The sequence below is a fragment of the Shimia sp. R9_3 genome, from assembly GCF_017743755.1.
Taxonomy (GTDB): Bacteria; Pseudomonadota; Alphaproteobacteria; order Rhodobacterales; family Rhodobacteraceae; genus Shimia.
Genome location: NZ_JAGHRP010000004.1, coordinates 242288 through 254225, shown reverse-complemented (window position 1 = coordinate 254225; position 11938 = coordinate 242288). Strand labels below are relative to the sequence as shown.

The window sequence follows — 11938 nt, the reverse complement described above, 5'->3', positions numbered from 1 at the left end:
CGCAAATTCCCCCTTGAGGAACCGCACAATTTAGCGATGAATTGTCGGGGAGAGGGAGAAACTTCATGGATTATCAGACGATCACTTATGCCGTAGAGGACGGCGTGGCCGTGATCACGTTCAATCGACCCGAGACATTGAACGCGATGACGCAGCAAATGCGTGCGGAAATCACGGATGCCATCATTGCCGCCGGTGAAACTGCGCGTGTGCTGGTGCTGACCGGTGCGGGAGGCGCGTTCTGTTCCGGGCAGGATCTGGGGGACGGTGCCAATGCTGCGCATGTGGATCTGGAGCGCACGCTGCGGGACGAATACATGCCGATGCTGCGCGCGCTGCGCGACCTGTCGATCCCGACCATCAGCGCGGTGAACGGAGCGGCGGCCGGGGCGGGGGCCAATCTGGCGCTGGCGGCGGATGTGGTGATTGCCGCGGAGAGCGCTTACTTCCTGCAGGCCTTTAGCCGGATTGGATTGATGCCGGACGCAGGCGGCACCTATGAGCTGCCGCGCCGTATGGGGACCGCCAAAGCCATGGGCGCTGCGCTCTTTGGCGAGCGCATTTCGGCCACGCAGGCAGATCAATGGGGGATGATCTGGGAAGTGGTGCCGGATGAGGGTTTTGAGGCCCATTGGCAGGCACGCGCGAAGCATTTGGCGAGTGGCCCGACGCTGGCATACAAAGAGATTAAACGCGCCATTCAGGAAAGCTCGGCCAACGACTGGACCAAGCAGATGGAGCAGGAAGCCAAGCGGCAGGGCAAGCTTGGCAAGACTCGCGATTTTCAGGAAGGCGTGGTGGCCTTTCTGCAAAAGCGCCCCGCACAATATGAGGGGCGCTAGATCATCGTTTAACAAATCTGCAACGACTGTAGCGGGTCACATAGACCAGCCCCCGACCCTGGGTGGGGGTGAAGCCCCCTCCCTTGGGGTGGGGCGGGGGCTGGTCGGCTGCGCCTCCTGCGCGTTGGTGGAAACCTAGCGTTTCAAATTTTCAGGACGATGCTCAATTCTGTTACCCCACGCCCGCCACAGGCGCAGGCATGGGGAGCAGAGCGGCATTCAGCGCTCTTTGAGGCGCCGCATGAGGGCCAGCGCTTCGGGTGTTGGCCTTTGTTCTATGCGGCGATAGATGCGGCCATCAATGGTGCGCTCGGCCAGTTTGTGGTCGATCAGGGAGCGACGCAGTAGCACGTGATCGTCAAAGGCCAGCCCGTCTTTCAGGACGGCGTTGACCTCTTTTTCGCTGAGATCCTGATGGGCAGGCATGCGCGCCCAGAAGGGCCAGAGGCAAAGACCCTGCACCTTGGTCCATTTGGGCCAGCGAAACATTTTGCCGTTTTCGTCAAACACCCGTAGGGCGCGTTTGAGGGCCAGTTCGTCCAGCGTCGGCGGTGCTTTGGCGGCGGTGTTACGCAGGTGCTGATGGTTCTGAAATCCGGCGGCCTTGGCCACCAGTCCCATCATGGCCGCGTGGCCGGGCAGGGCGTCTTGCCCTGCAAGAGAACGGCGCAGCTGTTTGGTGAAGGCCGAAACATCGGCCACATATAGCGGGGTCACGTCTTTGGACATGAGCGCATCCTTTTGGCTGGCGTGTGTCCCGAGAGGCAAAAAGCCCAAGCCGGGGTCGATGGCCGCCCTTATCGACGACACGCACAAAAGCATGCTGTCGGTTCATAAATTCGCAGGTTTAGCAAAGTCAGACTGACCGGCGGCGCCTGGGTGAACTGCGGACCCTGACGCCACCCTAGTCATCGCGCAAAACGCATGCAACGGGTTTTGCGCGTGGCGGGCCGCAAGGGGAGCCCTGCGGCCTGATGTTTTGATTGGGGCTGTTAGGCTACGGTCAGAACCACATCGGATACGTCCAAGCCTGCCGCATCGCCTGCGATACGTGCCATCACCACACCATTAGCCAGAACCTGGGTTTCGCCTCCAGTACGCTCAAGGGTGATGGTCGGTGACGGTTGATCATCTTCATACAGAACGGAAAGAATATCTTCGTTTGCATCAAAATCGGTGATCAGCGGGGCATCCTCGTCAATCCATTGCCCGATTTGAAACAGGTCCACTCCTTCGCCACCGGTTGCGGTATCCCCTTCGCCGAGTAAAAGCACGTCGTTGCCACCGCCGCCGTCCAGCACGTTGGCTTCGTCTTCCGTTGGCTCCTCGAACTCGAGCGGGCTTGACACGTCACGATCTCTGTAGACATCGCCAATCTCGATTTCGCGGTTCGAGATATCGGCGCCTATGAGTACGTCGTTGCCCGCGCCACCGTTGAGTGTATCGTTTCCAGAATACCCGCGAAGAGTGTCATTGCCCTCGCCACCGCTCAGGAGGTCGTCGCCTTCGCCTCCAGCTAGAAGGTCGTCGTTCAAGTCGCCGCGCAGGGTGTCATCTCCGGTGAAGCCGAACAGGAAATCTCGTCCTTGACCGCCATCGAGCGTGTCATTACCGCCCTCACCAGAAAGGATGTCGTGGCCAGATGTGCCCGAAATTGCGTTATCGCTGTCGTTGCCCTCACGCAGCAGGCCGGTTTCACCCTTATCTTCGCCTTCGGTCACCCCAATTAGGGTGTCGGAAACCGCTTCATCACCCTCACCTTCGCTTTCGATCATACCAATTTCGCCATCATCATCGTCGCTGATTAATCCGCCAGCAGCCAGTCCGACCAGCAAAAGGCTCAACATCCACATTCTAAAATCTCCAAACAAACAGGCGCAAATGGCGCCGGGGTATGCCTATGATGTCTCCGAACGGGCGCGCCTCTCTTGGCCCGGAGGCCGCTGCAAACCACCGTCAGTGCCGTTGCACCGTGATGGTTTGGCTGGGATCTCTCACAGGGCACAGGGACAGGAGGTTGGCCTGCTCAGGTAATGTCTAGAGATGACTTGCACGTTAAACGTGTCAAAAATTGGACTTAAATTTTACATTTCTCACACCCATAAGGCGATCTCAGCAAACCGTTGATGCAAAAGAAAACGCGCCGAAAAGGATCGGCGCGTTTGAAAATGTCTGGCTGTGCTGTCGCTTAGCGGTTTTCGATGTCCACGTAGCCACGCACGTCTTCGCCGAGGTACAGCTGGCGCGGACGGCCGATTTTGTGGGCTGGATCGGACAGCTGTTCTTTCCACTGGGAGATCCAGCCAACTGTCCGGGACAGGGCGAAGATCGGGGTGAACATGGAGGTCGGGAAGCCCATCGCCTCCAGAATGATGCCGGAGTAGAAGTCCACGTTCGGGAAGAGCTTCTTGTCCTTGAAGTACGGGTCGTTCAGAGCGATGTGCTCGAGCTCTTTGGCGACCTGCAGCAGCGGGTTGTCTTCGACGCCCAGCAGCTCCAGCACTTCGTCGGCGCTTTCTTTCATCACGGTCGCGCGTGGGTCCATGTTTTTGTAAACACGGTGACCAAAGCCCATCAGACGGAACGGGTCGTTCTTGTCTTTGGCGCGGGCGATGAATTCCGGGATGCGATCCACGGAGCCGATTTCTTTCAGCATTTCCAGGCAGGCCTGGTTTGCGCCGCCATGTGCCGGACCCCAGAGGCAGGCGATGCCCGCTGCGATACAGGCAAATGGATTTGCACCGGAAGAGGAGGCCAGACGCACGGTGGAGGTCGATGCGTTCTGCTCGTGGTCGGCGTGCAGGGTGAAGATACGGTCCATCGCGCGGGACAGGATCGGGTTCACCTCATAGTCTTCGGCAGGCACAGCAAAGCACATGCGCAGGAAGTTGGAGGCGTAGTCCAGATCGTTGCGTGGGGAAACAAACGGCTGACCGATGGTGTATTTATAGGCCATCGCCGCAATGGTTGGCATCTTTGCGATCAGGCGGTGAGATGCGATCTCGCGCTGGCGCGGATCGTTGATGTCGGTGCTGTCGTGGTAGAAGGCAGACATTGCGCCAACCACACCCACCATGATCGCCATCGGGTGCGCGTCGCGGCGGAAGCCGCGGAAGAAGTTCACCATCTGCTCATGCAGCATGGTGTGATGCGTGATGGTGTTCTCGAATTCTTCCAGCTCGGTTGCGGTTGGCAGGGTGCCATAAAGCAGCAGGTAGCAGACTTCGAGATAGTGGGATTTGCCCGCGAGATCGCCAATCGCATAGCCGCGGTGGGTCAGGATGCCTTCTTCGCCGTCGATATAGGTGATGGTGGATTCACAGGAGGCTGTGGAGGTGAAACCCGGGTCATAGGTGAACACACCGGCTTGGCCATAGAGTTTGCGGATATCCAGCACATCCGGGCCGGAAGTGGGAGAATAGACCGGCAAGTCGTAGGACGCACCATCAATGGTGAGCGTCGCGGTTTTCTGTGTCTCGGACATGGCTGTTTCCCTTCTTATCGAGCCGGGGACGCGGAGTGCCCCGGCAGCTTTGTCTTCGCAGCGGATTAAAGTGGCGTAAACGCCACTAAAACCGTCACATTTAATTGGCGACGTCTGAAAGACGCGCGAGTGTTTCCTCGCGTCCCAACACCAGCATCATGTCAAACACGCTGGGGGTCGCAGCGCGGCCAGCCAGCGCAGCCCGAAGCGGGCCGGCCATCTTGCCGAACTTGATTTCCTTGGCTTCTGAAAAGCTGCTCGTTACAGCCTCAAGCCCTTCACGCGTCCAGCTAGCATTTTGCAGCTGCGGCGTCAATTCTTTCAGTATACCACGGGATACTGTATCAAGATTTTTTGATGCCTTTTCCTCGACGTCAAGTGGGCGTGCCGCGAGCGCAAAGTGAGCTTTTTCAAGCAGATCGGGGAAAGTTTTGGCCCGATCCTTCAGACAGTAGAGCGCGTCCCGTAGTAATACGGTCTGGGCCTCAGACAGCGCGGGCAGCTCTGCTGCGGCGCGATAGGCCACGATTTCTTGCAGCAATGCAGCATCGTCAGTCACCGCGATGTGCTGGCCACAGATGTTTTCCAGCTTCTTGGTGTCAAAGCGCGCGGGGCTTTTGCCGATGCCATTGAGATCAAACCACTCTTTGGCCTGGGCGTCGGTAAAGAACTCGTCATCACCGTGGCTCCAGCCCAGACGGGCCAGATAGTTGCGCATGCCAGCAGCCGGATAACCCATCGCCTGATATTCCTGCGCGCCGAGTGCGCCGTGGCGTTTGGAGAGCTTTTTGCCGTCTTGACCATGGATCAGCGGGATATGGGCCCAGACCGGCACGTCCCAGCCCATGGCCTCATAGATCATCATCTGGCGTGCGGCGTTGTTGAGGTGGTCATCCCCCCGCATCACATGGGTCACGCCCATGTCGTGGTCATCAACAACAACAGCCAGCATGTAGACCGGCGTGCCATCCGAACGTAACAGCACCATGTCATCAAGCTGGTCGTTACGTATGGTCACATCGCCCTGCACCTGATCGCGGATCACGGTGTTGCCCTCGCGCGGCGCTTTGATGCGCACCACATATGGCGCGTCCGGATGGGTTTCCTCTGCGGCGTCGCGCCAAGGGCTTTGATAAAGCGTGGATTTCCCGGCGGCGCGGGCCTCTTCGCGGAAGGCAGCGATTTCGTCCTGCGTGGCAAAACATTTGTAGGCTTTGCCCTCAGACAGAAGCTGCAGCGCAACTTCGGCGTGGCGGCTTGCGCCTTCAAACTGGCTCACAACCTCGCCGTCGTGATCCAGACCAAGCCAGGACATGCCTTCGAGAATTGCGGCTGTGGCTTCGGGTGTGGAGCGCTCGCGATCGGTGTCTTCGATGCGCAAAAGGAACTTGCCGCCGCGGCCACGGGCATAAAGCCAGTTGAACAGCGCCGTGCGCGCGCCACCAATGTGCAAGAAGCCGGTGGGCGAAGGGGCAAAACGGGTGACGACCTGGCCTGTCATAGCGGGCTTAACCTTTCAGTAACCATGTGTGATTTAGCGTTTTGCGCACTGTCTAGCGACACGGCTGGGAGAGGACAAGGCTTGCGCATGGTGACGCCGCTGCGCCAATCCGTTCTGGCACAGCGCGGGCATCTGTTTTGTTGGGTTCCTGTTGGGCTGGCGTTTGGGATTGGCCTGTATTTTGCACGGCCTGTTGAACCGGCGGGCTGGGGGCTTCTTTTGGCGGGCTGCCTTGCCGCCTGCCTGATGGTTCTTACACGACACAAAGAAGCCGATGTGGCGGCGGGGCTCTGGGCGGTTGCGCTGATCCTGGCCGGGTTTGCGTTGGCTGGGGGACGCGCGCATCTGGTGGCAGGCCCGGTTTTGGAGTTTCGCTATTATGGGCCGATCGAGGGGCGGGTGGTGGCGATAGACCGCTCCGCCTCAGAGGCGCTACGGCTCACGTTGGAGGAAGTGCGGCTGTCGCGCGTATCTCCTGAAGAAACACCCCAAAGAGTGCGAATTTCTCTGCATGATGAGGGGTTTGGAGTGACGCCTTTACCTGGAATGTTTGTCGGGACAACAGGGCATCTGTCGCCGCCTTCCGGTCCGGTGGAACCGGGCGGGTTTAATTTTCAGCGACATGCCTGGTTTCAGAGGATAGGGGCCATTGGCTATACCCGTGTGCCGGTGGTCCGGTTGATCCCTGGGCCGGTTGACGGTGGGGTTTATGGCCTGCGGATGCGCCTGTCGGCGGCGGTGCAGGCGCGGATGCCGGAGGCCGTTGCGGGGGTCGCAGCGGCGATCACAACCGGGGACCGCTCTGCCATTCCCAAAGAGGTGACAGAGGACTTGCGCGGCGCCAATCTGGCGCATCTGCTGGCCATTTCCGGGCTTCATATGGGCCTGCTTGCCGGATTTGTTTTTGGCGCGATCCGCTTTGGCTTTGCGCTGGTGCCTTATGTGGCGCTGCGGGTGAACGCAAAGAAGCTCGCCGCGGTGGGCGCTTGCATGGCCGCAGCGGGATATTTGATCCTGTCGGGTGGGAGCGTGTCCACCGAGCGGGCCTTTGTGATGACAGCGGTGGTGCTGGCGGCGGTGTTGTTGGACCGGCGGGCACTGACTTTGCGGGCGGTGGCCGTGGCGGCGATTGCTGTTTTGACCCTGCGGCCGGAGGCCTTGCTGGGGCCGGGGTTTCAGATGTCCTTTGCCGCCACGGCTGCGCTGATCGGGGTCTTAGGCTGGCTGCGCGAGGCGCGGCTGTCTTATGGTCCGCGTTGGATGTCGCCGATTTCGGCGGTGTTTATCTCCTCTTTTGTGGCGGGGCTCGCCACAGCGCCGTTTGCTGCGCTGCATTTCAATCATGTTGCGCACTATGGTCTGTTGGCCAATGTGTTGTCGGTGCCGGTGATGGGGGTGGCGGTGATGCCTGCTGCGGTGGTCACCGCGGTGCTCGCGCCCTTGGGGCTTGAGCATCTGCCGCTCTGGGTGATGGGCCAAGGGCTTCAGTGGATTTTGACGGTGGCGGAGTTTGTCAGCGGGTTGGAGGGCGCGCGCGGGGCGGTGAAAACTGGCCCTCCGGTGGTTTTGCCGTTGGTTTCGCTGGGCGGTGTTGTTGTGCTGCTGTGGCAGGGGCATGCGCGCTGGGGTGGGATTTTGTTGATTGCGCTAGCTTTTGTGATATGGAGCATGACGCCACGCCCGGATGTGCTGATCTCAGACACTGGTGGATTGGTTGGGGTGCTGACGCCGGAGGGGCGTGCGCTCTCCAAAGCCAAAGGACAGGGATTTGTGGCGCGCAACTGGCTGGAAAATGATGGCGACATGCGCACACAAGAGGCGGCGGCGGCGCTTTGGACAACGGAGGTGGCACAGACACCAACGGGGCAGATTGTCCACGTGCAGGGCAAAAGAGGCTTGGCGGCGTTTGAAGGGTGTCAGAGCGGAGACTTTGCTGTCTTTTCAAAAGACTATGGGGCGCAGTTGCCGTGTGATTATGTCGATGCCAGCGCGCTTGAAGATACGGGGGCTATGGCGCTGTATTTTGAGCCAGAGGGCCTCAAACGCATAACGGCCCGCGAGATCGCAGGCCGTCGACTGTGGAACGACACGGCAGTGCGCGCCGGAAGGTTTGGCGCTCAGTAGGTGCGGATCAGGCCGACCAGCTTGCCCTGCACCTTCACCTTGTCTTCGGGATAGACGCGGGTTTCATAGGCCGGGTTAGCGGCCTCAAGCGCGATGGAGCTGCCGTTGTGGTGGAATTTTTTCAGGGTCGCTTCCTGATCTTCGACCAGCGCCACAACAATGTCGCCATTGTCTGCGGTTTTGGTCTCCGCGATGATCACCACATCGCCGTCGTTGATGCCTGCGTCGATCATGGAGTCGCCTTTGACCTGAAGGGCATAGTGGTTTGAACCAGTCGCCAGCATCTGACCGGGCACCGCCACGTGATGGTCCACATGGCTGATCGCCTCGATCGGCACACCAGCCGCGATTTTGCCCATCACAGGCAGCTCACGAACCGACATCAACGCCGCATCGGGGCTGATGTTGGCGGGCACTGTGGGCGAGGGGTGCGGGCCGTCGATCACCTTGGGGTTAAACCCGGCTGTCGGCGCAGAAGGCGCGCCGCCCATGCTTTCAGGCAGCTTAACAATCTCGATGGCACGCGCGCGATGGGCGAGCCGGCGGATAAAGCCGCGTTCTTCCAGTGCGGTGATCAGCCGGTGAATGCCGGATTTGGAGCGCAGATCGAGCGCATCCTTCATTTCGTCAAAGCTGGGCGGCACCCCGTCGCGTTGCAGACGGGTGTGAATGAACTCCAGCAGGTCCAGTTGCTTCTTGGTTAACATGCTCGACGACCCCCTTTTACAAAGTGTCTTAAGCTTGTTCTACGCATGTTCTTGTTTTGTGTCAAAACCTTTTGAGAACATAGCGGAAACACATGCTGAAGAGACACGGCTGATCAGGTGGTTATGTCAGAGCGGGAGGTAGGATACCTCTGTTCCGGCGGGCAGTTCCGGGCTGTTTGGCTGGCAAATCAGCAGGGCGTTTGCGTCAGACAGAATGGAAAGCAGCGAGCTGTCTTGGTTATCAAAGGTCACAAGGCCGCGCGGGCTGACATGGGCGCGCATGTAATGTTCGCGGGGGCCATTGGCCGGAGCGGGGGCTGCGAGCTTGGTGGTTTGATGCGGTGAGGGGGCTTGGCCAAGGCCGAGCATGGCGCGGATCACCGGAAGCACAAAGACATGGCCGCAGACCATGGCAGAGACCGGATTGCCCGGCAGGCCGATCATCATGGCGCCATTGGCCATGGTGCCCGCCATCAGCGGTTTGCCCGGACGCATGGCAATCTTGTAGAAGCTGCGCTCCATGCCCAGATCTTGGGCCACTTTGCCCACGAGATCATGATCGCCCACAGAGGCGCCGCCAATGGTGATCAGAAGATCGGCATCATCCACCAAGGCGAAGGCTGCTTTGAGAGAGGCTTCGGTGTCCCGCGCGATGGGCAGAAGGCGCGCTTCGGCACCCGCGTCGCGCAGCATCGCCTGAAGGCCAAAGCTGTTGGAGGCGATGATCTGATCGGGGCCGGGTGTTTCGCCGGGCATCACCAGCTCGTCGCCGGTGGAGAGGATCGCCACTTTGGGGCGGCGGGTCACAGGCACGGAGGCGATGTTCATCGACGCCATAAGCGCGATGTCAGAGGGGCGCAGCACGCGGGGCGCGTCGATGGTTTGCCCAACTTTGAAATCGCCACCCAAGGGGCGGATGTGGAACCCTTTGTCGAGGTTTTCAGACAGGGTGATGGTGTCGCCGTCGCGGGTGACATCCTCCTGGATGATCACGCGCGTTACGCCTTCGGGCACAGGCGCGCCGGTGAAAATCCGCACGGCTTCGCCCGCGCTCACCTTGCCATCAAATGCATGGCCTGCAGCGGCCTCTCCGATCACCTGATACTGCGCTCCGGGCGCGACTCCTTCGGCGGCCACACCGTAGCCGTCCATCGCGGAGGCGGAGAACGGCGGCTGGTCGCGTTTGGCCGAGACAGGTGCCGCCAGCACGCGGCCATTGGCCTCTGACAGCGGGACAAGCTCGCTGTTCAGGGTTCGGGTGAGGGCAAAAAGGTTGGAGAGCGCTTCGCTGACTGAAATCATTTCGCTTCGTAACGTCCTGATTTTCCGCCGTCTTTCAGGATGACGCGGATGCCACCGATCTCCATGTCTTTGTCGACGGCCTTGGACATGTCATAGACCGTCAGTGCTGCGACATTCACCGCGGTGAGGGCTTCCATCTCCACACCGGTTTGTCCGGTGGTCTTTACGGTGGCTTCAATGCGCACGCCGGGCAGATCTGCATCCGGTGTCAGCTCCACAGCGACTTTGGTGATCGGCAGCGGGTGGCACAGCGGGATCAGGTCAGCGCATTTTTTGGCGCCCATGATGCCTGCGAGGCGGGCAACGCCAAGCACGTCGCCTTTCTTGGCGCGGCCTTCGGCGATGATGTCATAGGTGGCAGGTGCCATCTTTACCCAGCCCTCAGCCGTCGCAATACGGGAGGTCACAGCCTTTTCTGAGACGTCCACCATATGGGCGTCGCCTTTGCCGTCGAAATGGGTGAGGCCAGAGCTGTGGTTGCTCATCACATGCCTCCCATGGCGTTGAGCGGGTTGGCCAAAAGCGTGCGGGTGGCGCTGGCGACATCGTCCTGACGCATCAGGCTTTCGCCGATCAGGAAGGTGCGCGCGCCATAGCGTGCCATATCGGCCAGTTCGGCAGGGGTGTTGAGCCCGCTTTCACAGACGATCAGGCGGTCTTCGGGCACCAGCTTGGAGAGATGGCGCGTGGTGTCGAGCGTGGTCTCAAAGGTTTTGAGATTGCGGTTGTTGATGCCCATCAGCGGGGATTTGAGCTGGCTTGCGCGCTCAAGCTCCTCGGCGTCATGCACTTCGAGTAGGACATCCATGCCCCATTCAAACGCACAGGCCTCAAGCTCTTGCGCCTGACTGTCGGTCACCGAAGCCAAGATGATCAGAACACAGTCCGCCCCCAACGCGCGGGCTTCGGCCACCTGATAGGTGTCATACATGAAGTCCTTGCGCAGCGCAGGCAGGTTGGTGGCCTCGCGCGCCTCGGTCAGGAAGGATTTCTGGCCCTGAAAGCTTGGCGTGTCTGTCAGCACGGATAGGCAGGTTGCGCCGCCGTCTTCATAGGCTTTGGCGAGCACTGGTGGATTGAAGTCTTCGCGGATCAGACCCTTAGAGGGTGACGCCTTTTTGATTTCGGCAATCAGCCCGTAGCCTGAGCGGCTGGCCTTGTGCAGCGCGTCGGAAAAGCCGCGTGTCGGGCTGGCTTCGCGTGCTTCGGCTTCGACGGCTTCCAGCGGCTTGGCGGCCTTGTCGGCTGCCACTTCCTCGAGTTTGTAGGCCTTGATTTTGTCCAGTACGGTCTCGGTCATGCGTGCGTCCAGTCTATTGGCGGCTCGCCGCGCTGCGTGAGCCATGTGTTTATTGTCGAAAACGGGCGGGAGCCAAAGAAGCCGCGGCGGGCGGACAGGGGCGAAGGGTGCGCCGTTTCGATCATCAGATGTTGGGCGCCATCTTTAGGCGCTTGGATGTGAGGTGCAAGGGCCTGCGCCTGTTTTCCCCATAAGACAAAAGCACATGGACGGAAGGAGACCTCTTTGAGCACCTGATGGGCGAGGGTTTGAAAGCCGAGTGCCTTATGTCCGTTGGCTTCACCTGCAGGCACCGTGAGCACGGTGTTGAGCAGCAGAACCCCTTGGCTGGTCCAATGGCGCAAATCGCCGGTCAGAGGGGCAGCGCCGATATCGGCGATCATCTCTTTGTAGATGTTGTTGAGCGAGCGTGGCAGCGGGCGCACGTCTGGCTCCACCGAGAAGGCCAAGCCGTGCGCATGACCGGGCGTGGGGTAGGGATCCTGCCCAAGAATGACCACGCGTACCTGATCCGGGCGCAGGACCTCAAGCGCGGCAAAACGCTGGTCGGATGGAGGCAGGATGTCGCGCGGGTCTTGGGCGATGGTTTGCGCGATGCGCGGCCAGTCGGCCTCAAAGAAAGGCAGATGCGCCCAGGCGGAAGGGATGGGAGTGTCCATCATTCTGTCTCCCGCATGG

The 11938-nt window shown here is 60.1% G+C and carries 11 protein-coding genes; 2 read left to right on the top strand and 9 right to left on the bottom strand.

All coding sequences use genetic code 11. The features are described 5' to 3' along the window. Positions 1 to 65 precede the first annotated feature (65 nt). Positions 66 to 842 carry an enoyl-CoA hydratase-related protein gene (locus J7412_RS12590; protein ID WP_209078957.1) on the top strand — a complete coding sequence of 259 codons (777 nt, stop codon included), beginning with the start codon at positions 66 to 68 and terminating at the stop codon, positions 840 to 842. Positions 843 to 1061: 219 nt separating this feature from the next. Here J7412_RS12590 and J7412_RS12585 read toward each other — a convergent pair whose 3' ends face one another. From J7412_RS12585 to gltX, 4 genes are all read right to left on the bottom strand, one after another. Beyond that, a complete protein-coding gene (locus J7412_RS12585; protein ID WP_209078956.1) occupies positions 1062 to 1571 on the bottom strand; it encodes a DUF2087 domain-containing protein in 510 nt (169 codons plus the stop codon). Positions 1572 to 1834: 263 nt separating this feature from the next. After that, entirely contained in the window at positions 1835 to 2695 is an 861-nt protein-coding gene (locus tag J7412_RS12580) for a calcium-binding protein (RefSeq protein WP_209078955.1), read from the bottom strand. 335 nt (positions 2696 to 3030) lie between these two features. Next, positions 3031 to 4326, bottom strand: coding sequence for a citrate synthase (gltA, locus tag J7412_RS12575; RefSeq protein ID WP_209078954.1), 1296 nt, complete (start codon positions 4324 to 4326; stop codon positions 3031 to 3033). Between the two features lie 100 nt (positions 4327 to 4426). Beyond that, positions 4427 to 5827, bottom strand: a complete 1401-nt coding sequence (gene gltX, locus J7412_RS12570; RefSeq protein WP_209078953.1) for a glutamate--tRNA ligase — start codon at positions 5825 to 5827, stop codon at positions 4427 to 4429. 87 nt (positions 5828 to 5914) lie between these two features. Between gltX and J7412_RS12565 the strand changes: the two genes are divergently transcribed. Continuing rightward, the gene (locus tag J7412_RS12565; protein WP_209078952.1) at positions 5915 to 7951 is read left to right on the top strand and encodes a ComEC/Rec2 family competence protein; all 2037 of its coding nucleotides are present in this window, start codon (positions 5915 to 5917) and stop codon (positions 7949 to 7951) included. On the opposite strand, the gene lexA is transcribed toward J7412_RS12565, so the two are convergent. The 5 genes from lexA to J7412_RS12540 all read right to left on the bottom strand — a co-directional run bounded on the left by lexA (position 7945) and on the right by J7412_RS12540 (position 11922). Continuing rightward, a complete protein-coding gene (gene lexA, locus J7412_RS12560; RefSeq protein WP_209062398.1) occupies positions 7945 to 8658 on the bottom strand; it encodes a transcriptional repressor LexA in 714 nt (237 codons plus the stop codon). The genes J7412_RS12565 and lexA overlap by 7 nt on opposite strands. 126 nt (positions 8659 to 8784) lie before the next feature. Beyond that, positions 8785 to 9960: a gephyrin-like molybdotransferase Glp gene (glp, locus tag J7412_RS12555; RefSeq protein WP_209078951.1), complete on the bottom strand. Its 1176-nt coding sequence runs from the start codon at positions 9958 to 9960 to the stop codon at positions 8785 to 8787. Further along, positions 9957 to 10445: a cyclic pyranopterin monophosphate synthase MoaC gene (gene moaC / locus J7412_RS12550; RefSeq protein WP_209078950.1), complete on the bottom strand. Its 489-nt coding sequence runs from the start codon at positions 10443 to 10445 to the stop codon at positions 9957 to 9959. The genes glp and moaC overlap by 4 nt, the downstream gene beginning before the upstream one ends. After that, positions 10445 to 11260: an indole-3-glycerol phosphate synthase TrpC gene (gene trpC / locus J7412_RS12545; RefSeq protein WP_209078949.1), complete on the bottom strand. Its 816-nt coding sequence runs from the start codon at positions 11258 to 11260 to the stop codon at positions 10445 to 10447. The genes moaC and trpC overlap by 1 nt, the downstream gene beginning before the upstream one ends. Further along, the gene (locus J7412_RS12540; protein WP_209078948.1) at positions 11257 to 11922 is read right to left on the bottom strand and encodes a uracil-DNA glycosylase; all 666 of its coding nucleotides are present in this window, start codon (positions 11920 to 11922) and stop codon (positions 11257 to 11259) included. The genes trpC and J7412_RS12540 overlap by 4 nt, the downstream gene beginning before the upstream one ends. Between the last annotated feature and the right edge of the window lie 16 nt (positions 11923 to 11938).

Bases quoted from the DNA above. Each gene is read 5' to 3' on its own strand.
- J7412_RS12585 (WP_209078956.1), bottom strand. From the start codon at position 1,571: ATGTCCAAAGACGTGACCCCGCTATATGTGGCCGATGTTTCGGCCTTC.
- gltX (WP_209078953.1), bottom strand. From the start codon at position 5,827: ATGACAGGCCAGGTCGTCACCCGTTTTGCCCCTTCGCCCACCGGCTTC.
- moaC (WP_209078950.1), bottom strand. From the start codon at position 10,445: ATGAGCAACCACAGCTCTGGCCTCACCCATTTCGACGGCAAAGGCGAC.
- glp (WP_209078951.1), bottom strand. From the start codon at position 9,960: ATGATTTCAGTCAGCGAAGCGCTCTCCAACCTTTTTGCCCTCACCCGA.
- J7412_RS12590 (WP_209078957.1), top strand. From the start codon at position 66: ATGGATTATCAGACGATCACTTATGCCGTAGAGGACGGCGTGGCCGTG.
- J7412_RS12540 (WP_209078948.1), bottom strand. From the start codon at position 11,922: ATGATGGACACTCCCATCCCTTCCGCCTGGGCGCATCTGCCTTTCTTT.
- J7412_RS12580 (WP_209078955.1), bottom strand. From the start codon at position 2,695: ATGTGGATGTTGAGCCTTTTGCTGGTCGGACTGGCTGCTGGCGGATTA.
- trpC (WP_209078949.1), bottom strand. From the start codon at position 11,260: ATGACCGAGACCGTACTGGACAAAATCAAGGCCTACAAACTCGAGGAA.
- gltA (WP_209078954.1), bottom strand. From the start codon at position 4,326: ATGTCCGAGACACAGAAAACCGCGACGCTCACCATTGATGGTGCGTCC.
- lexA (WP_209062398.1), bottom strand. From the start codon at position 8,658: ATGTTAACCAAGAAGCAACTGGACCTGCTGGAGTTCATTCACACCCGT.
- J7412_RS12565 (WP_209078952.1), top strand. From the start codon at position 5,915: ATGGTGACGCCGCTGCGCCAATCCGTTCTGGCACAGCGCGGGCATCTG.